Source organism: Streptomyces lincolnensis (genome assembly GCF_021173675.1).
GTDB classification, from domain to species: Bacteria; Actinomycetota; Actinomycetes; order Streptomycetales; family Streptomycetaceae; genus Streptomyces; species Streptomyces lincolnensis_B.
Genome location: NZ_JAIHON010000003.1, coordinates 635,557 through 653,640 on the forward strand (window position 1 = coordinate 635,557; position 18,084 = coordinate 653,640).

Here is an 18,084-nt window from a genome sequence, read left to right on the forward strand (position 1 = left end):
TCTACGGGGCGTTGACGAAGGCGAGCTTCACGGTGCCGTCGCAGCGCCCGCCGGCGTCGTCCCAGTACCGGTAGGCGGTCTCGGCGACGAGCAGCGGTTCGCCACCGGGGGAGCGCCGCTCCACCGAGAGGAACTCGATCTCTCCGGAGAAGGAACGCGCGTTGATGGGGCGCCGGAAACTGCCGCTGAAGCGGGCGATCAGGATGTCCGGCAGCTGATGGCGCCAGTAGTCGTCCAGCGTCCAGCCGGCGAACTCCTCCAACAGCCCCTCTTTCACCGCCTTGGCGACGGTGTAGTACATCATCTGGTTGTAGCTGATGTTGACCTCGACGGCGTTGAGATGGCCCGTGTCGTCGATGTAGCAGGACTCCGGGATGGCCAGTTCGCAGCGCGCGGACACGAGGCTGGAGCGGGTGCTCACCGCGGCGGACCGCAGGTACTTGCAGTGCGCCTTGTACGGCCGCAGGACCTGGGGGAGCAGGTCGTCGTCGTTGGCGTAGTCCTGCGCCGGCGGTGTGTGCTGTACGGACGGACGCATCTCACGCGGCCTCGTCGTAGAGCTTGCGCGCGTCGTGCACGGTCACGCGGAAGGAGACGGTCGGCTCCGGGGTGGTGGTGTGCCGGGCGCGGTGGATCAGGCTGCGGTTGTCCCAGACCAGAAGGTCGCCCTTCTCGAAGGTCTGCAGGTGGATGTTGGGGTGGGCGAAGGTGTCGTCGAGCTGGCCGGTCGCCTCGAAGAGGCGCTGGAGCAGGTCGCTCTCCAGCGGTTTGCCGTCCCCGTCCTCCATGCCGATGGTGAAGCCCTCGCTGATGTAGAGGATCGTTTCGCCGGTCATGGGGTGGGTGAAGGTGCTGGGCTGGACCACCGGCGGTGTCTTGGTGTCGACCTCCTCGATGATCTCCGAGATCGGCCGGTAGACGTCAGAGGGCCGGATCTTGAAGTACTTGCGCACCGAGTGCCGGGAGAAGGTGCCGTCCACTTCCTTCTTCAGGTCCCCGGGGAGCTGCTCGTACGCCTTGCCCATGTCGATGAAGTAGGTCCCCCGGTTCTTCTCGGGGACGACCTGCGGGTAGATGAACGTCAGGCCGAAGGGGTCCGGCATGAACTGGTAGTCGGCGTGCCAGAACTTCCCGGTCTTCGGCACGCCGATCTGCTTGCCGTCCTTGGGCACGTTGGAGGAGACGAATATCTCCTCGACCTCGGGGTGCTTGTACATCGGCTCGTAGTACGTCTCGGGGCGGCCGAACAGCTGGCCGAGTTCCAGGAACTGACGGGGTGCCAGATCCTGGTTCTTCAGCACGACGATCTTCTTGGTGTAGACGGCCGTCTTGATGGCGTCGATGTCCGCGGCGGAGGCGGTGGCGTGGTCGAACCCTTCGACCGTGGCGCCGATTTCCTTGCCCGTGACTTCCTTGATCTGCATGATCCCTGCTCTCGGTAGAGGTGGTGACAGCGGTGGTGGCAGCGGCTAAGGGGCGAGCTTCGAATCGATGAGCTTGGTGGTCGCGCCGAGGGTGAGGTCTTCCTGGAGCTCGTTGTCGTCGATGTGGACGCCGAGTTCGCGCTCGATGCGCATGCTGATCTCGACCATCGTCAGAGAGTCGACGTCCAGCTGGGCGAAGGTGACGTCCGGGCTGATCCGGTCGGAGGGCGCGTCGTGCAGTTTCGTGACGATCTCGACCAGTTGGTCGTAGGTGGTGCTCATGGCTCCTGCGTTCCTCCTGTGTCGTGCGGGTGATCGGTTCGGGCGAGAGCCGGCCATGTCAGCAGGCAGGACCCCCAGGTGAGCCCGCCGCCGAAGGCGGTGAGCAGCACGCGTTCGCCCGCGTGGATGGTGTGCCGGGCGGCCGCATCGGCCAGGGCGAGCGGGATCGATGCGGCGCCGGTGTTGCCCACGGACTCGACGTTGGTCACCAGTCGTTCCGGGGGCAGTCCGAGGTCCTCCGCCACCGCGCGCAGGATGCGCAGGTTGGCCTGGTGGGGGACGATGCGGTCGATGTCGTCGACCTTGTGGTCGGCCAGCGTGAGCGTGGCGCGGGCGGATTCCGTCATACGGGTGACCGCGTGCCGGAAGACCTCCTTGCCGCGCATGGCGAAGTAGTGGTCCTGAGCGGCGACCGGGCCGGAGGCCGAGCGCTGCCGTGAGCCACCGGCCGCCACCATGATCAGTTCCTCGCCGGCGCCGTCGCTGCCGAGGTCGAAGTGGCCGACGGCGCCGGGTTCGTCGGCGTGGCCGGCGCGCAGCACGACGGCTCCGGCACCGTCGCCGAAGATGATCGCGTTGGTCCGGTCGTGCGGGTCGACGATCGTGGAGTAGGTGTCCGCGCCGATCAGCAGGACGCGTTCGGCCACACCGGCCGCGATGAGCCCGGCGGCCGAGGCCAGTCCGTAGACGAACCCGGTGCACACGGCGCTGACGTCGAAGGCCGCTGCTCCCGTCAGACCGAGACGGTCGGCCACGAGCGGGGCGGTGGCCGGGCAGGAACGGTCCGGAGTCGTCGTGGCGACGACGACGGCGTCCACGTCGTCCATGCCCGCGGACCGCAGGGCCCGCCGGCCTGCCTCCACCGCCAGGTCGGACGTGGCCTGGCCGGGTTCGGCGAAGTGGCGGCGATCGATTCCGGTACGGGACCGGATCCAGGCGTCGGTGGTGTCGAGCCGTCGGGAGAGTTCGTGGTTGGTCACGACCCGCGGCGGGAGCCGGCCCGCCAGGCCGCACAGGACGGCGGCACGATCGTGAGGCGGGACGGGAGGGCCGGACATGCTGAGCGGTCGGTCGTCGAGGGTGCTGGACACAAGGGCTCCTAGGTCTCCCGGCATGCGTGGGGGCGGGTACGGAATGGTCGTAGAAGAGGGAAGGGCGGGCGTGCTCAGGCGTCCGCGCGCTTCCGTAAGGGCAGCAGGGCCACGGCGCCGAGACAGATTCCGGCCGCGACCACGTAGGCGGCGCCGCGGATTCCGTCCAGGAGGGCGGCGGGCGTCAGGTCGTGGCCGCCGGTGCCGGCGACAGCCACCAGGACGGCCAGGCCCACGGCGCTGCCGACCTGCAGGGTGGTGGAGGCCAGGCCCGACGCGATGCCCTGGTCCTGGGCCGGGATGCCGGTGGCGGCCGCGATCCACATGCCCGTCCAGGTGGCGCCCTGTCCCAGGCTGAGCAGCACGATCCCGGGCAGCAGGCGGGCGTAGGAGCCGTCGGCACTGAAGGCGAGGGCGAGGAGCAGGGCGCCGACGGCGCCGGTCGCCATGCCGCCCAGCAGCATGGTGCGCACGCCCAGCGCGGCCACGGCTCTCTCGCCGACCTTCGTGCCTGCTGCCACGACGACGGCCGGCACGAGGAAGGCGGCTCCGGTGGCCATCGCGCTGTAGCCCTGCACCGTCTGGAAGTAGAGGGTCAGGAAGTAGGGCACCGAGCTGAAGGTGGCGCTGAACAGCGCGGTCAGCGCCATGGCGCCCAGCAGACTGCGGTGGCGGAACAGGTGCCCCGGCGTCAGCGGGGCGCGGCTGCGGGTCTCGACGAGGACGAACAGGGACAGCGATATCACCGACAGGGCCGCGCATATCAGGACGCTGCGGCTGCTCCAGCCGGCCTCCGGCGCATGGATGAGGGCGAAGACGAGCAGCGTGATGCCCGCGGTGGCGGTCAGGGCGCCCGGGAGGTCGAAGCCCCGCTGCCGGGGCAGGGGACCGTCCGCGGGGAAGAGGAACGTTCCGGCCAGGGCGATGGCCCCGGCCAGCGGGACGTTGACGAGGAACACGGCCGGCCAGCCGAAGGCGTCCACGAGCACGCCACCCAACAGCGACCCGAAGCACAGCCCGCCGGCCCCGGCAGCGCCCCACACGGCCAGCGCCCGGTTACGGCTGGGGCCCTCGTCGTACAGGGTGGTGATGAGGGAGAGCGCGGCGGGGAACAGCAGTGAACCGCCGATGCCCTGCACCGCACGCACCGCGACCAGCACGCCCGCCGACTCCGACAGACCGCCCACCAGCGAGGAGACCGCGTACAGCAACGCGGCCACGACGAAGATCCGGCGCCGGCCCAGCAGATCCGTGGCCCGGCCGCCGAGGAGGAGGAATCCGCCCGTCGTCACGACGTAGGCGCTGACCACCCACTGCAGGTCCTGTCCGGAGAAGCCGAGGTCACTGCCGATGCTGGGGAGAGCGACGTACACGATGTTGTAGTCGAGCGAGATGACCAGTTGGGCGGCGGCCAGGACCAGAAGCGGCAACCCGAGGCGCTGGTGCGGCGGAGCGGATGGTGAATTCACTGCAGGCATTGCGGAACGATTCCCCCTAAGATTCCGTCCCCTGAAACAGGACGGCGACTCACCCCGGAATCGTGGCTCACTTCCGGCGCCCGCCACAAGCACTCTCCCCTCACTTTCGGACTGGCTTGCGAGTCGGTTGTGAGATTCGTTCACGTCTTCAGTGAAGGTTGAACGTCTCATGTGGTTGCTTACGGAACCGACCGTGGAAAATGCCAGGTGGGCATGCGGATTCGGTGGCCGAGGAGCGTCCCGGACATGTGTACGGATGGCGGAGGGGTGGGTTCCCTATTCGACAAGTCGGCTGGCGGTGTCTGCTGGTTCCAGCCTTCTCGGACGAATCTCGGCGCGTCATGGATGGCCGATTTCAGCACCCTCGTTATCCCGTTGGTCCGGACTTCGATATCGTTCCGGACCATCCGGAGTGCGATATTTCTAAAAGGTGGAGAAACCCTTATTCATAGGGAGTCGGATGGCGGAGCCGTCTGGTTCCCGGCGGTGGTGAAGTTTTTTGTCACACGCCCGGATGGGGCCTTTAACAAGGTACCCCCCTACCGTATGTACGCATGGAGAAGTCGAAGCGTGGTTTATTCGTCCCCCCGGCCTTGCTGGGGTTCGTCGTCCTGCTCGTGTCCTTGACGGCGGTGTCCTATGCCGTGGGACGCATGGCAGGGCCGGTGGCCCCGGGCATGCACAGCACCGTGCCGGCGTCCGAGGACTCGCAGGAGCCGGGTATGCCGGGCATGCACGGCCTCGGTCCGGCCGACCGTGAAGTGCGGGTGAGCCGATGACCACCGCCGACCACCGCGAGACGACCGACGAGCCGGGCGCGACCACCGATCTGCTGGTGGGCGGCATGACGTGCGCCGCGTGCGTGGGCCGGGTCGAGAAGAAGCTGGGCCGCGTCGATGGCGTCAGGGCGACCGTCAACCTGGCCACCGGGCGGGCCCGCGTCTCCCACCCCGCGTCGGTCACCGCCCAGCAGCTGATCTCCGTGGTGGAGAGCGCCGGTTACACCGCCGAGCTTCCGCCGCCGCCCGCCGAGGAGCAGCACGCGGACGCCGCAGGCGAGGAGCGGAAGGCCGGCGGGGGCACCAGCGACCGGACCCGGCTGCTGATCACGGCGCTGCTGTCGCTGCCCGTGCTCCTGCTCTCCATGGTGCCCTCGCTGCAGTTCACCTACTGGCAGTGGGTGTGCTTCAACCTGGCCGTTCCGGTGGTGGGTTGGAGTTCGTGGCCGTTCCACGAGCGGGCTCTGAAGGGGCTGCGGCACGCCACGGCGACCATGGACACCCTGGTCTCCCTCGGCGTGCTCGCCGCGTTCGCCTGGTCCACGTACGCCCTGTACTTCGGAGGCGCGGGCCAACCGGGCATGCGCATGCCGTTCAGCCTGGTGCCCGAGGCCGGGAGCGGGAGCGCGCACCTGTACCTGGAAGCGGCCGTGAGCGTGCCGCTGTTCGTTCTGGCCGGCCGCTACCTGGAGGAACGCGCCAAGCAGGGCACGGGATCGGCGCTGCGCGCGCTCGCCGAACTCGGCGCCAAGGACGTCGAGTTGTGCGAGGGCGACCAGGGGCGGCGGGTCCCGGTCTCCGCACTCCGGGTCGGCCAGGAGTTCCTGGTACGACCGGGTGAGAAGGTCGCCACCGACGGCGTGGTCACCGACGGCAGCTCCGCCCTGGACCTGTCACTGGTGACCGGCGAGAGCGTGCCGGTGGAGGTCGGACCGGAATCGTCCGTGGTGGGCGGTGCCGTCAACGCCGGTGGTCTGCTGGTGGTCCGGGCCACGGCGGTCGGCGCCGACACGCAACTCGCCCGGATCACCAAGCTGGTGACCGACGCACAGGCGGGCAAGGCGCGCATCCAGCGGCTGGCCGACGCCGTCGCGGGGGTCTTCGTACCCGCGATCGTGACCGTGGCGTGCACGGTTCTGGGGTTCTGGTACGGCGCAGGGGCGGACGCCTCGGCCGCCGTGACCGCGGCGGTCGCCGTCCTCGTCGTCGCGTGCCCCTGCGCCCTCGGCCTGGCCACCCCGACCGCCTTCATGGCCGCCACCGGCCGCGGCGCCCAACTCGGCGTCCTGCTCCGGGGGCCGGAGGCGCTGGAGCGGCTGCGGCACATCGACACCGTGGTCTTCGACAAGACCGGCACCCTCACCACCGGACGCATGACCCTCGCCGACACGACGGTGGTCGCCGGGGAGGACGCCGGCGCGGTCCTTCGGCTGGCCGGGGCCGTCGAGTACGGCTCCGAGCACCCCATCGGCCGGGCGATCGCCTCTGCGGCCCGCCAGGCCGAGGACGGCGGACACCTGCCGGCGGTGGCCGACTTCCGTGCCGTTGCGGGAGTCGGCGTCCACGGCCGGGTCGACGGCTGCGAGGTCGTCGTAGGCCGTCCGCGCCCGGAAACCCCGCTCCCGGACACCCTTCGGCAAGCCCTGGACGACGCCCACGCCTCCGCTCGCACAGCCGTGGTCGTCGAGAGGGACGGCCGCCCGGTCGGCGTTCTCGCGGTCGGCGACACACTGCGGCCCTCCAGCCATTCCGCCGTACGACACCTGCGCAAGCTGGGCATCGAGCCCATCCTGGTGACCGGCGACGGACCGGCCGCCGCCCGTGCCGTGGCCGAGCAGGTCGGCATCGACGAGGTGCACGCCGAGGTCACCCCGGAGGGCAAGACCGCCATCGTCGCGGAGCTCCGGGACGAGGGGCGCCGGGTGGCCGTCATCGGCGACGGAGTCAACGACGCCGCCGCGCTGGCCTCCGCCGATCTGGGCATCGCCATGGGCGGCGGCACCGACGCGGCGATCGGCGCCGCGGACATCACCCTCGTACGCGAGGACATGCAGGCCGTGGTCGCGGCCGTACAGCTCACCCGCCGGACCCTGAGCACCATCCGCGCCAACCTCGCCTGGGCCTTCGGCTACAACGTCGTCACCGTCCCTCTGGCCGCCACCGGTTGGCTCAACCCGATGTTCGCCGCCGTGGCGATGTCCGCCAGTTCCGTCCTGGTGGTCGCCAACAGTCTGCGGCTGCGCGCCTATTCGCCGCCCGGACATCGCCACCGCTCCGGCTCGGCGTCTGCGTCTGCCTCCGCGTCCGTCTCGGCCGGCAAGAGCGGTCAGGCACCCCCGTCCGCGGCGGACCGCGACACCGCCTCGCCCCTGGAGGAGATCCGATGAGTTCCGCCCCGTCCACCGACCCGGCCGAACGCTCCCGGCCGCCCTGGCGCCGTGTCACTTCCGGTGCGCTGAGCGCCGCTCTCGTACCCGTGGTCACGTGCGTGACGGTCCTGATGCTGCTGACGGCCTACACGACCACGGGTGCGGCCGGTAAACCGCCGGCGAGGATCAGCGTCAGCAACGCACGTATCTTCGTGCCGCTCAACTCCGCGAACACGGCCGCCTTCTTCGACATCACCAACACCGGGGCCTCCGGCGACGTGCTGAAGTCCGTCTCCTCGCCGGAACTCGGCGTCACCATGCTGGGCCGGCGGGTCACGAAGGACGGAGCGGGACGTATGGAGCCGATGGACAGCCTCACGATCCCGGCCCGAAGCCGCGTGAACATGACCCCCTACGGCGTCGATGTGATGGTCCTGGATCCGCCGAAGCTGAAGCTCGAGGACAAGGTCCGCTTCGACCTGTGGTTCCGCGACTCCGGCCAGGTGACGGTGGAGGCGGTGACCGTTCCTCCGCGGTCGTGACGAGGAGGGGGCTGCCGCCGTGTTCCTCCTCGCTGCCACTGCCTCGCTGCTACTTCCTCGTTGTCACTCCTCGCCCATCAGTTTGCGGATCTCGGTCATGGCCGCGACGAGCGCCTGCCGCTCCGGGACGGTGGTCTCGGGGTGCCACAGGTCGACGAGCAGGCATGTGCGCGGACGCGTCCCGTCGTTCCACGCCTCGTGCTCGAAGGAGTAGTCGAAGAGCAGGCACTTCCCCTCCTCCCACGACCGGCTCTCGCCCGCGACCGTGATGCCGCAGTCCTCCGGGATGTCGACCGCCAGGTGCAGGTTGATGCTGAAGTTCCACAGGTCGCAGTGGGGAGCGATCGCGGCTCCGGGCAGCAGAGTCGAGAAGTGGCACTCCAGCAGGGGGCACAGCTTCCCGGTGTCGACCGCCTCCTCCTTCAGAACCCGGAAGGCGGTCGGCACCGTGTCGGCCGACTCGTCCACCAGGCCGCCCTTGCGGAAGAGATAAAGAGCCTGCCAGTCCGACTGGCGCGTGAGGTAGTGCTCGTAATCGGAGAAAGCGTTCCGCCGGGCGGCCCAGGCGGTCTCCAACTCCTTCTTGATCGTGGCATGGTTCGCTTCGAAGGCGTGCACCACCGGTGCCAACTCGGGGTGGCCGTACGGATCGTGCCAGGGCTGCTGAGAAACACCCGGTAAGATCCACTTGGCCCCCTTCTGCAACGGATGGCGGTCCCCCTTTCCCGCCGCCAGCATCTGCTCGACCCGGACGATCGAATCCGGTCCGTACTCACTCCTGATGGCGGCGAAGGCCTCTTCTATCTCCGGGGTCATAAAATCTCCAGGATTTCGAGCTTCACGGTCCCTGCATACCGTGTGGAGGCTACCCAGGACGCACCCGTCCCGTCTCCGGGGAAAGGGCACGGCGTGGCCGGTATGGGGGCACGGAAGATGGCATGGGTGGTGCCGTGCGCCGGTAGTGCTTCCAGTGCTTCCGAATTTCGGCTGTCGCCGGGAACTGGTGGGCGGCGGGAGCCGACTCCCTTTAGGGAAAGTCGTGCGTCGGCCGGTCGATGTGCTTGGCGGTTGTTGTGTCAGCGGTCGAGTTGGAAGTCGATGGTGAGAGCGCCGGGGGATTCCGTCTCGGGCCGCCGGCTCCACACTCGATCCTTCTGATGCCCGCGCAACGTCCAGTGCTGGGGTGGTGATGGTGAACCGAGGCTCGGTGGCTACCCTCGTCTCTCCGTCGATCTGGAGTGGGGGAGAGCAGACTGTGCGCAACGCCGCCGTGACGCCCGAGGGCGGCCAGATCCGCTGGGTCGAGCTGCCGGGACAGGAGCCGTCCCGCGTCTACGTCCATGGTCTGGGCGCCACGTCGCCGGCCTACTTCGCGGAGGTTGCGGTTCATCCTCTGCTGGCCGGACGCCGTTCGCTGCTGATCGACTTGCTCGGGCACGGCATCAGTGACCGGCCGACGGGCTTCGACTACACCCTGGAATCCCACGCCGATGCCCTCGCCGCGGCCCTGACCGGCGCGGGTGTCGTGGGCGCCGAGTTGATCGCGCACAGCATGGGTGGCTCGGTGGCCATCGTCCTGGCCGCCCGGCACCCTCAGCTGGTCTCCCGCCTGGTCCTGGTCGACGCCAACCTTGACCCGATCGCGCCCGCACCCGGCTCAGCGGGCAGCAGCGGCATCGCCGCGTACTCAGAGGAGGAGTTCCTGGCAGGCGGCTGGGAGGAGATCCGAGACCGGGCTGGTTCCCACTGGTGGTCCACCATGCGTCTGGCAGGCCGGGAAGCCCTGCATCGCAGCGCGGTGCATCTCACCCGCGGCACGGCCCCCACCATGCGTGAGCTTCTGCTGGACCTGAAGATCCCCCGCACCTACCTGCTGCCCAAGGCCGACGGCCCGCTCCCGGGCACCGATGTGCTCCCCGAGGCCGGGGTGGCCGTGGTCTCGGTCCCGGACTGCGGACACAACATCATGCTGGACAACCCGGAAGGCTTCGCCCGCGCCACCGCGGCGGCGCTCTCGGACCATGTCCGGTAATGGCGCCACGGTGGCCCGTAACCCACGACGTAACCGTCCGGCTGAGTAAGCAGGAGCCAAGCGGGCGTGGTCATGCACCCACGTACCGCTACGGACAGAGCGATTTCCGGCCTCTGCGCCCGACGGGAGTAGCGATCCAGCCCTGGAGGGACGCGCGACGCCGCGGACGAGCGGCGCGAGACCTCTGGTGCGCAGCGGTTCGGGACGGGTGTAGGTCCACAAACGTTGGAAAGTGGTAGTTGTCATCCCACTCGGCGAGCTGCTGATTCGCTCGTCGGGTGATGCCGTTGCATCAGGTGGCGTTGTCGGGTGTGCCTTCCGTCCACGAGTAGCCGTGTCGGACGAAGACGCTGTACAGCCGTCGTGGCTTGAGATCGCAGGCCTGGCGTGTGAGTTCCTGGCCGTTGTGGCCGATCAGGATGAGCTGTTTGTCGGCCAGGAGCACCTGGTCAATTTCCTTGCTCGGGAACTCCCGTTGTTCGTCCTGACTGGTCAGGACCACGCGCTCGGCCGAGACGGTTACCGACAGGGACTTGTGGACCTCGATGACCCCCAGCAGGAGCCCGGCTGCCGCCCCCACAGCGGCGGCGAGGATGGTGGGCCAGGGGCTGGGAAGGATGGTGAGGAGCTTGGTGGGGCCTATCCGTGGCCCCCAGGATTGGCTGGTCACCCATTCCCAGACCAGTTCACCGAGTCCGCCGATGACTGTCCCACCGATGGTGCACACGAGCATGGTGGCCAGTGGGGAGTCGGCGACCACGGTGGCATCGGTCTTGGAGGAAGTAGGACGTTGACGGAAGGTCATATCTGCGAGTCTGTCGCTGTCCAGGGCGCCGGGCGTCCGCCGATGGTCTATTGCACGGAGACCAAAGTCGATGAGGACGAGACGATGATCCGCCGCGTACAAGGACCGGCTGTCCTGAAGAGCGTTCTCTGCACCTTCGTACGCCGGGGGCTGGTGCGTGGAGCTCCCGCTTGTCCCGGCCGACAACCGGCCGACAACCGGGCGACATCACTCCGTCGACTCCAGGATGCGGTCGAGTGTCCGGCGTCCCATGGCGCTCATCGCCGGATTGCTCTCGACGTAGTACCAGACAACACCCATCGCCTGTTCGAACGCCCATGCCTTGCCGCGCTCCCACTCCAGATCGTCACAGCCCAGAGTCCGCCGGAGCACCTCCCGCGGACCTGGCTGCAGAAGGTGCCAGGCACTGACCAGATCCAGCGCGGGATCGGCCGGGCCGAAGCCGCCGGTGTCGAGTACGCCGCTGAGCCGGTCTCCCGCGACCAGTACGTTGCCGGGGATCAAGTCACGATGGCTCATCACGTCGGCACCCGTGCGTGGCAACTCCCGAAGGCGGCTCCACACCTGGCGCAGCCGGGGCACGTCGAGCATCCCCTGGCTCTCCTGGAAGCACGTCGCCATCCAGTCGTCGTGGTGAGTGAGTACGCCGCCACGACCCTCGCCGCTGAAGAGCCGACCCTGCGTCTCGGCCTCCCGCAGGGTGGTGATGAAGGCCGCAAGGTCCTCGGCGAAGGCCTCCGACCCACTCGGGTCGGCATCCGAGGCGACCGTTCCCGACAGCCACGTCTGGACCGACCACGGCATGGGATAGCCCGCTCCAGGCTTTCCCAGAGCGACGGGTTCCGGGGCGGGGAACCGAGACACCTGCGCCAGTTCCGCGCTCGCCCGGGCTTCCTGCTCCAGAAACATCAGCGTCTCGGTGGCATCGGCCAGACGCAGGGGGAAGCGCGCCGAGAGGTCGTCCCCGATGCGGAAGATGGCGTTGACCGTCCCGGTCGACGGCAGGAGTCGGATCGCTTTGCCGCTCCACTCAGGGAACTGTTCCTTGATCAAGGCCGCGACGGTCTCGGTGGTCACGTCCACTTGGTCATCGTGCATGGTCATCTCTGGCGCGCTCTCCCACTGGTCCGACTTGAGACGCCGGAAGCAGACCAGACCAACTGAGACGACAGCCAGTGATTATCTTCCGGGATCCAGATCAACTGAACTTTTCGGCCATCCAGGGGGCTCAATCGTTGACGGCCGTCAAAGGTGATGTCGAAGGCGTTCAGCGGCGTCTTCCGGCGCATGGCCCAGCGGGCCTGGCCTTTCCCATGCGGATCACCCGGCCGTGGACTTCCGCAGGCGGACGGTTCCCGCCGGTCGAGGCCGGCCGGCAGCATCATCGCCCGCCAGCGGCGCGCTGAACTCGTGCTGCCCCGCCGCCTAAAGGGTGTTGCACAAGGCTGTGAGCTGGGCATCTCCGTTGTATGGCTGGGGTTTTACGCGCTGAGCGGGTGTGGGTGGAGACGTTCACGGGGCTGCGGTTGACGCAGTTTTCGGGTCTGTTGAAGGTGGTGCGGGAGCGGGGCGGTGACGGCACGCTGCGGGGCCGGCCGTGGTCGCTGCCGTTGGCTGAGCGGGTGCTGATCGTTGCCGTGTACTACCGCACGAACCTGACGATGCGGCAGCTGGGTCCGCTGTTCGGCGTCTCGTCCTCCACCGTGTGCCGGGTGATCCAGCGGCTTGGTCCGCTGCTGGCGGTTGAGCCCGTCTCCCGTCCGGCCGATGCGGCGCAGAGGTTGTGGATCGTGGACGGCACTTTGGTCCCGGTCCGCGACCGGACCGTCGGCTCCTCGTCACGCAACTACCGGTTCTCGGCGAACGTGCAGGTCATCGTCGATGCCGACACCCGTCTGGTGATTGCCGCGGCCCGCCCGGTGCCGGGCAGCACCGCGGACGCGCACGCCTGGCGGGCCTCCGGGCTGAGTCAGCACTGCCAAGGCGTGACCGTCCTGGGCGACGGCGCCTACCTCGACTGCGGGATGGTCACCCCGCACCGCAAACGCCCTCACCGGCCCCTGCTGCCGGGCGAGGAGGACGACAACGCCGCCCACCGCAAGGTCCGTGCGCGCGTCGAGCGTGTGATCGGCCGGATGAAGAACTACAAGATCCTCCGCGACTGCCGGCAACGCGGCGACGGCCTCCACCACGCGGTCCAGGCCGTCGCTCACATGCACAACCTCGCCCTCGCATCATGACCAGAAGACCGCGATCAAAGGCCCTGACCTGCCCGAACACAGCCTTGTGCAACACCCTTTAGGCTCACCCCCGTGTCCGATCCAGCCCCTGACCCCCGCATGCAGTCACTGATCTTCAACCAGCTCCGGCCGGGGGTCGTGAGAACGGTGAGGGTGACTGGTTTCGACGGAGCGGACGTCTTGGTGGAGTTGGCAAATGCCGAAGGCGAGAAGGGCGAGATCGCTCGGATTCCTCGACAGGAGGCGTCGATGCGTCGGATGGACCATCCATCCGAGCTGTTCGAGGTCGGTCAGGAGATAGACGCCGAAGAGATCGGGCGATGGCGCGAAGGTCAGCTTCACCTCTCCGCCAGGGCATGCGAGATTCCGGCCTTGCGGTCCTTCCTCCTCGCGTGTGAACAGGGGCAGGTCGTCGAGGGGACGGTCTCCGAGGTTCACGACTTCGGGGTCTTCGTTCACATCGATGGCGAACCGGACGGCTTCCGCACCGGCTTCATTCGGGTGCCGGACCTGACATGGGGCTGGATCAACCACCCTTCCGAGGCGGTTGAAGCAGGTCGGCGGATCACCGCTGAGGTGATCATTGCCGAGACTCGGACCGGACAGGTGACGCTCTCGCTGAAGGCTCTGCAGGATGATCCACTCGTTCGGTTTGCCGATCAGGTCGGCCGGGTCCTCACCGGGTCGATCACCAAGATCATTCCTTTTGGTGTGTTCGTGGAACTTGCTCCCGACGTCGTGGGGTTCCTTCACCTCTCAGAGCTGACCGACGAGCCCGTCGAGACCCCTGACGAGCTCGTCGACGAGGGCGAGCTGATCACGGTGGAGGTCGCCGAGGTCGACCTGCAGCTTCACCGGGTACGGCTGAGTGCCGCTGGTGGAGCCGACAGAACCTAGAAGCGTGACCACTCGGTGCCGACAAGCGTGTCCAGGCTCGATCCCATGTGTCGACCTGCCTGAGACAGCGGCAAAGCTTGTGCCGTTGCCGGCTCCAGACGGCGAGGAGTTCGGCGCCATGGGCAACCATGGGCCATCTGGGAGGGTGCGGGGCTCTCCCAGCGCTCAGCTGTAGTAGGCGATCTTCTCGTCGAGAACGTCCATAGCTCGACGCAGGGCCGCCACCCGCTGCTCCAGGGCGGCACGGCGCTCGCGAAGGAAGGCGACCCGGTTCTGCGGAGGGTGGTCGGCGCGCAGAAGGGCGACGAACTCCCGCAGGTCTGCGATGCCGAGGCCGGCCTCGCGGAAGCACGTGACCAGGCCGATCCAGAACAGGTCCTCCTCGGTGTACTCCCTCCGTCCGCCGGGGGAGCGCCGAATCGGGCCGATGAGCCCTTCGCGCTCGTAGTAGCGCAGCGTGTCGATGGAAACGCCGGTACGGTCGGCGGCTGTTGACGGGGTGACGGTGGTCATGGGGTTCCTTCGGCGGCGGCTACCGCGCTTCGTCGAAGCGGGCCATGTGGTCGTCGTTGAGCCGCACACGGCGTGCGGCGAGTGCCTCCTCGATCTGCTCCACCCGGCTCGCGCCGACGATGGGATCGATCCCCTGCCGCATCAGCCAGGCCAGCACGACCTGGTTCCTCGTGGCCGAGAGTTCGGCGGCGATGTCGTCCAGGACGGCGAGCACCTGAGCGGTACCGGGGTGATCGTATATGTGCGGAAGAGGCTTGTGTGCGCGCACGTACGAACCCCACAGCAGCGAACTGTACGACCACACGGCGAGCCCCTCCGACCGCGCGAGGTCCAGGTCCTCGGCGGCGAGCATGCGGTGTCCGGCCTCCGGGAGTGGGGTGAGCGGGCGCGGTTGGAGGAGTGAGTGGCGCAGTTGCAGGGCGGTCCACGGTTCCACGCGCTGCTCCCGTGCGAGTGACCGGGCGCGCTCGACACGCCAGGCGGCATGGTTGGCCGCCCCGATCCGCAGAGCCACCCCCTTTGCGACGAGTTCTCCGAAGGCGCCGACCGTCTCCTCCAGCGGTACGGTGCGGTCCTCGGCGTGGGCCCACAGCAGATCGATGTGATCGACTCCCAGACGTCCCAGGCTCTCCTCCACACCGGCGTGGACGGCACGGGCGGAAAGCCCTTCGGCGCTCTTCGGCCAGGAGTGGGGGACGAGCGGGTTCTGCCGGACCTTCGTCGCGATCCGTAGTGCTTCGCGCCCGCCGGGGTCGGCGCGAAGCCACGCGCCGATCACACGCTCGCTGGCGCCGCCGACGCCACTGGGGTCGGTCCAGAAGGAGTAGCAGTTCGCGGTGTCGAGCCAGACACCGCCGCCGGCGACGAAGGCGTCGAGGATCGCGAAGGCTCGGTCGGGGTCGACGCGGGTGCCGAAGTCCATTGTCCCCAGAACGATCTGGGGGTCGGTGGTGGTCATGCCGCCCATGCTCGTATCTGGAGCGCGCTCCAGGTCAAGAGCGGTTGCGACGGACGGTCCGGGGCCCGACCTCCACGAGCCCGACGCGCCGCACGACAGACGCGCGTGACGACGTCCCCATCGGCGGCGAATTCGGAGAGCGGTCTGCCGCACAGGGCGCACAGGGTGCGCAGGGCAGTCGGACCGTGATGCCGTGCAGCCCAGCTCAGGTTGCCGACGGAGCATGGGAGCCATAACGGCGGTGTTTGGCCGAGTAGTCGCCACGGCCGTCGCCGAGGCGGTCGTGCTCGGCCACGGTGCCGTCGATCAGGACGAGTTCGGGGTCTGCCCCGCGCAGAGTGCACCACATGCCGGGTGTGCGGGCGGTCAGGAACTCGATGACCGCGGTGGTGCAGGCGTGTGCGCCCACACTGAGATGCCGAATCCGGCGGCGATCTGCCGGAGGGGCTCGTGTTTGCGCAGGTGCGCCAGAGCGGCCAGGGCACGCAGGTGCGGTGGGGGCTTGCAGCAGCGGCGACTCTCGCGGGTGAGAGACCTCAGTCGCACATGTCCGTCGCCGTTCGCCGGTATTCCTCCCGTGGGGGCGGTGCGGGTAAGCCTCCACGGGAGTGGCGGGGCCGCGTCACGGGCATGGCGCGTGCCGGCCATGAGGCGCCGGACGCGGCCTGGCCTACAGGCTGTTCCTCTGGCCGGTGCGGGCGCGGCCGTGGCGTGGGGGAGACGGGACGGGTGCTGCTCAGTCCCGGGCGACGCTCCTGGCGCGAAGGGCCTCGTCGATGGACTCCTCCCGCCACCGCTTGAGCAGCTCGTGAAAGGCGGAGGCACCATGAGGGTAGGCGCTCGGGCCGTTTCGCCGGCCGAGCCCCTCGGCGTTGTAGTAGCCCGGGGTGCACTCGGCGTGGAACCACTCGTGGTCGGGTGCTCCGTCGGTCAGGACGGCCCTCCACGCGTCCTCGGCCTCGCGGGACGGTTCGACCAGGGCACCCTTTGCCTCGGCTGCGGCTACAAGGGCCGCGGCGTGAACGGCGTGTTCGTCCAGCACATGCGTGTAGTTGACGCTACCGGCGCTCTGTATCCCGCCCAGTTGGATCAGGTTCGGGAATCCGTTGCTGGTGAAGCCGTGCAGGGTGCGCGGTCCCTGCTGCCGCCACAGCTGCTGCAGTAGGGCACCGCCCCGGCCATGGACCGGCAGCCTGCCGGAGTGGATGCCGGAGACGCCGACCGAGAACCCCGTGGCGAAGATCAGGCAGTCGAGTTCGTACTCGGTGTCGCCGACCACGACACCGCGCTCGGTCATGCGCTCGATGCCGTGCGTGTCCGCGGTGTCGACCAGGGAGACGTTGGCGCGGTTGAACGCCTGAAGGTAGAGGTCGGAGAAGGTCGGGCGCTTGCACGCGTACCGGTACCAGGGTTTGAGCCTGTCCGCCGTGGCGGGGTCGGTGACGATCTGCTCGACGCGAGCACGGATCTCGTTCATCTTGGTGGCGTCCGCGACCTCGTAGGCCGCTTCGAAGGCGGCTCTGTCGCCCTGGCGCCGGAAGCTCGGCAGGAGCTTCTCCAGGAGGCCGGCCGACTCGGTCCACCGGTCCGCCACGAGGTCCTCGTCGACGGACTCGCCCGAGACGATCCGCAGGAAGTTGTCACGGCGTTCCTGGGCCCAGCCGGGGCGGTCGGCACCGACGTCCTGGGCGGTGGTGCGGCGGTTCGCGCGCACGTCCACGGTGGAGGGGGTGCGTTGGAAGACGTAGAGGTGGCGGGCGTCCTCGGCCAGCTTCGGGACGACCTGGATACCGGTGGCGCCGGTTCCGACCACACCGACGCGCTTGTCCGCGAGGCCGGTGAGGCCGCCGTCCGGTGTGCCTCCGGTGTAGCCGTAGTCCCAGCGTGAGGTGTGGAAGGTGTGGCCCTTGAAGTCCTCGATACCGGGAATCCCGGGGAGCTTCAGCTCGGAGAGGACGCCCGTGGCCGTGACCACGTACGTGGCCCGGAAACTGTCGTCCCGGTCGGTCGTGACGATCCAGCTCTCCGAGGAGTCTTCCCAGGTCAAGGACGTGACCGAGGTGGAGAACAGGGCGTCCGCGTAGAGGCCGAACTTCTCCGCGATCCGCACCGCGTGGCGACGGATCTCGTCGCCGGGAGCGTACTTCCACTCCGGAACGTATCCCGTTTCGTCGAGCAGTGGCAGGTACACGTGCGACTCGACGTCGCAGTGGATGCCGGGATACCGGTTCCAGTACCAGGTACCGCCGAAGTCGCCGCCCTGCTCGATGACACGAACGCGTCGCACGCCCTGTTCACACAATCGTGCCCCGGCGAGGATGCCGCCGAAACCGCCACCGACAACCGCCACGTCCACCCTGTCCCGCAGCGGTTCACGCTCGGGTGGCTCACCCGCGTAAGGGTCATCGGCGTAGTAACCGAACTCGGCATCGGCGCGGACGTATTGACGGACCCCGTCGGGCCGCACGCGTCGCTCCCGTTCGGTCCGGTAACGCTCTCGCAGCTCCGCGAGTGCCTCGGGCGGCACCGTCCGTGAATGTGCCATGTGGGGGACCTTGTTCCTTCCGGTTCGCTGCAACGAGGCCACTCCGCCCATGAACTGGCGTGGAGAGCACGGGACTTGAACAGCCATGCGCTACGGTAACAACAACCGGACAATGATGTCCGGTTGATG

Annotated in this window: 18 protein-coding genes; 6 read left to right on the forward strand and 12 right to left on the reverse strand. The window is 68.5% G+C overall.

Annotated features, from left to right (window positions below):
* Position 1: 1 nt before the first annotated feature.
* From scoD to K4B79_RS09985, 5 genes are all read right to left on the reverse strand, one after another.
* Positions 2-538: a (2E)-enoyl-ACP glycyltransferase gene (gene scoD, locus K4B79_RS09965; RefSeq protein ID WP_232026095.1), complete on the reverse strand. Its 537-nt coding sequence runs from the start codon at positions 536-538 to the stop codon at positions 2-4.
* 1 nt (position 539) lies between these two features.
* The gene (scoE, locus tag K4B79_RS09970; RefSeq protein WP_232026096.1) at positions 540-1,424 is read right to left on the reverse strand and encodes a (3R)-3-[(carboxymethyl)amino]fatty acid oxygenase/decarboxylase; all 885 of its coding nucleotides are present in this window, start codon (positions 1,422-1,424) and stop codon (positions 540-542) included.
* Positions 1,425-1,469: 45 nt separating this feature from the next.
* Positions 1,470-1,706, reverse strand: coding sequence for an acyl carrier protein (locus tag K4B79_RS09975; protein WP_232026097.1), 237 nt, complete (start codon positions 1,704-1,706; stop codon positions 1,470-1,472).
* Positions 1,703-2,764, reverse strand: a complete 1,062-nt coding sequence (locus K4B79_RS09980) for a beta-ketoacyl-ACP synthase III (RefSeq protein WP_232026249.1) — start codon at positions 2,762-2,764, stop codon at positions 1,703-1,705. The genes K4B79_RS09975 and K4B79_RS09980 overlap by 4 nt, the downstream gene beginning before the upstream one ends.
* A gap of 107 nt (positions 2,765-2,871) precedes the next feature.
* Entirely contained in the window at positions 2,872-4,275 is a 1,404-nt protein-coding gene (locus tag K4B79_RS09985) for an MFS transporter (RefSeq protein ID WP_232026098.1), read from the reverse strand.
* A 554-nt stretch (positions 4,276-4,829) separates the two neighbouring features.
* Here K4B79_RS09985 and K4B79_RS09990 point away from each other — a divergent pair.
* Genes K4B79_RS09990 through K4B79_RS10000 form a run of 3 tightly spaced genes read left to right on the forward strand, consistent with a single transcriptional unit; the run spans position 4,830 to position 7,965 of the window.
* A complete protein-coding gene (locus K4B79_RS09990) occupies positions 4,830-5,054 on the forward strand; it encodes a hypothetical protein (RefSeq protein WP_232026099.1) in 225 nt (74 codons plus the stop codon).
* Entirely contained in the window at positions 5,051-7,441 is a 2,391-nt protein-coding gene (locus K4B79_RS09995; RefSeq protein ID WP_232026100.1) for a heavy metal translocating P-type ATPase, read from the forward strand. Before K4B79_RS09990 ends, K4B79_RS09995 begins: the two co-directional genes overlap by 4 nt.
* A complete protein-coding gene (locus K4B79_RS10000; protein WP_232026101.1) occupies positions 7,438-7,965 on the forward strand; it encodes a copper chaperone PCu(A)C in 528 nt (175 codons plus the stop codon). The genes K4B79_RS09995 and K4B79_RS10000 overlap by 4 nt, the downstream gene beginning before the upstream one ends.
* A gap of 63 nt (positions 7,966-8,028) precedes the next feature.
* Here the strand turns inward: K4B79_RS10000 and K4B79_RS10005 are convergent, their stop codons facing one another.
* Complete coding sequence (locus K4B79_RS10005; RefSeq protein WP_232026102.1) at positions 8,029-8,781, reverse strand: aspartyl/asparaginyl beta-hydroxylase domain-containing protein; 753 nt, start codon at positions 8,779-8,781, stop codon at positions 8,029-8,031.
* A gap of 439 nt (positions 8,782-9,220) precedes the next feature.
* On the opposite strand from K4B79_RS10005, the gene K4B79_RS10010 reads away from it, so the two are divergent.
* Positions 9,221-9,997 (forward strand): alpha/beta fold hydrolase, encoded by a 777-nt coding sequence (locus K4B79_RS10010; RefSeq protein WP_232026103.1) that lies wholly within the window; start codon positions 9,221-9,223, stop codon positions 9,995-9,997.
* Between the two features lie 292 nt (positions 9,998-10,289).
* On the opposite strand, the gene K4B79_RS10015 is transcribed toward K4B79_RS10010, so the two are convergent.
* Positions 10,290-10,802 (reverse strand): YqeB family protein, encoded by a 513-nt coding sequence (locus tag K4B79_RS10015; protein ID WP_232026104.1) that lies wholly within the window; start codon positions 10,800-10,802, stop codon positions 10,290-10,292.
* A gap of 207 nt (positions 10,803-11,009) precedes the next feature.
* Positions 11,010-11,906, reverse strand: coding sequence for an aminoglycoside phosphotransferase family protein (locus K4B79_RS10020; RefSeq protein WP_232026105.1), 897 nt, complete (start codon positions 11,904-11,906; stop codon positions 11,010-11,012).
* Positions 11,907-12,271: 365 nt separating this feature from the next.
* Between K4B79_RS10020 and K4B79_RS10025 the strand changes: the two genes are divergently transcribed.
* Positions 12,272-13,042, forward strand: a complete 771-nt coding sequence (locus K4B79_RS10025) for a transposase family protein (protein ID WP_232026106.1) — start codon at positions 12,272-12,274, stop codon at positions 13,040-13,042.
* Between the two features lie 72 nt (positions 13,043-13,114).
* Complete coding sequence (locus tag K4B79_RS10030; protein WP_232026107.1) at positions 13,115-13,939, forward strand: S1 RNA-binding domain-containing protein; 825 nt, start codon at positions 13,115-13,117, stop codon at positions 13,937-13,939.
* 165 nt (positions 13,940-14,104) lie between these two features.
* On the opposite strand, the gene K4B79_RS10035 is transcribed toward K4B79_RS10030, so the two are convergent.
* The 4 genes from K4B79_RS10035 to K4B79_RS10050 all read right to left on the reverse strand — a co-directional run bounded on the left by K4B79_RS10035 (position 14,105) and on the right by K4B79_RS10050 (position 17,955).
* Positions 14,105-14,452 carry a MerR family transcriptional regulator gene (locus K4B79_RS10035; protein WP_232026108.1) on the reverse strand — a complete coding sequence of 116 codons (348 nt, stop codon included), beginning with the start codon at positions 14,450-14,452 and terminating at the stop codon, positions 14,105-14,107.
* A 19-nt stretch (positions 14,453-14,471) separates the two neighbouring features.
* Positions 14,472-15,410 (reverse strand): aldo/keto reductase, encoded by a 939-nt coding sequence (locus K4B79_RS10040; protein WP_232026109.1) that lies wholly within the window; start codon positions 15,408-15,410, stop codon positions 14,472-14,474.
* Between the two features lie 205 nt (positions 15,411-15,615).
* On the reverse strand, positions 15,616-15,819 hold the full coding sequence (locus tag K4B79_RS48570; RefSeq protein WP_374208444.1) for a hypothetical protein: 204 nt from the start codon (positions 15,817-15,819) through the stop codon (positions 15,616-15,618).
* Positions 15,820-16,146: 327 nt separating this feature from the next.
* Positions 16,147-17,955 (reverse strand): flavin-containing monooxygenase, encoded by a 1,809-nt coding sequence (locus K4B79_RS10050; protein ID WP_232026110.1) that lies wholly within the window; start codon positions 17,953-17,955, stop codon positions 16,147-16,149.
* Positions 17,956-18,084: the final 129 nt, after the last annotated feature.

Coding starts and splice junctions, on each gene's coding strand:
- K4B79_RS09985 (WP_232026098.1), bottom strand. CDS start 4,275: ATGCCTGCAGTGAATTCACCATCCGCTCCGCCGCACCAGCGCCTCGGG.
- K4B79_RS10050 (WP_232026110.1), bottom strand. CDS start 17,955: ATGGCACATTCACGGACGGTGCCGCCCGAGGCACTCGCGGAGCTGCGA.
- K4B79_RS09995 (WP_232026100.1), top strand. CDS start 5,051: ATGACCACCGCCGACCACCGCGAGACGACCGACGAGCCGGGCGCGACC.
- K4B79_RS10000 (WP_232026101.1), top strand. CDS start 7,438: ATGAGTTCCGCCCCGTCCACCGACCCGGCCGAACGCTCCCGGCCGCCC.
- scoD (WP_232026095.1), bottom strand. CDS start 538: ATGCGTCCGTCCGTACAGCACACACCGCCGGCGCAGGACTACGCCAAC.
- K4B79_RS10020 (WP_232026105.1), bottom strand. CDS start 11,906: ATGACCATGCACGATGACCAAGTGGACGTGACCACCGAGACCGTCGCG.
- K4B79_RS09975 (WP_232026097.1), bottom strand. CDS start 1,706: ATGAGCACCACCTACGACCAACTGGTCGAGATCGTCACGAAACTGCAC.
- K4B79_RS10035 (WP_232026108.1), bottom strand. CDS start 14,452: ATGACCACCGTCACCCCGTCAACAGCCGCCGACCGTACCGGCGTTTCC.
- scoE (WP_232026096.1), bottom strand. CDS start 1,424: ATGCAGATCAAGGAAGTCACGGGCAAGGAAATCGGCGCCACGGTCGAA.
- K4B79_RS09980 (WP_232026249.1), bottom strand. CDS start 2,764: ATGTCCGGCCCTCCCGTCCCGCCTCACGATCGTGCCGCCGTCCTGTGC.
- K4B79_RS10025 (WP_232026106.1), top strand. CDS start 12,272: ATGGCTGGGGTTTTACGCGCTGAGCGGGTGTGGGTGGAGACGTTCACG.
- K4B79_RS10015 (WP_232026104.1), bottom strand. CDS start 10,802: ATGACCTTCCGTCAACGTCCTACTTCCTCCAAGACCGATGCCACCGTG.
- K4B79_RS10040 (WP_232026109.1), bottom strand. CDS start 15,410: ATGACCACCACCGACCCCCAGATCGTTCTGGGGACAATGGACTTCGGC.
- K4B79_RS09990 (WP_232026099.1), top strand. CDS start 4,830: ATGGAGAAGTCGAAGCGTGGTTTATTCGTCCCCCCGGCCTTGCTGGGG.
- K4B79_RS10005 (WP_232026102.1), bottom strand. CDS start 8,781: ATGACCCCGGAGATAGAAGAGGCCTTCGCCGCCATCAGGAGTGAGTAC.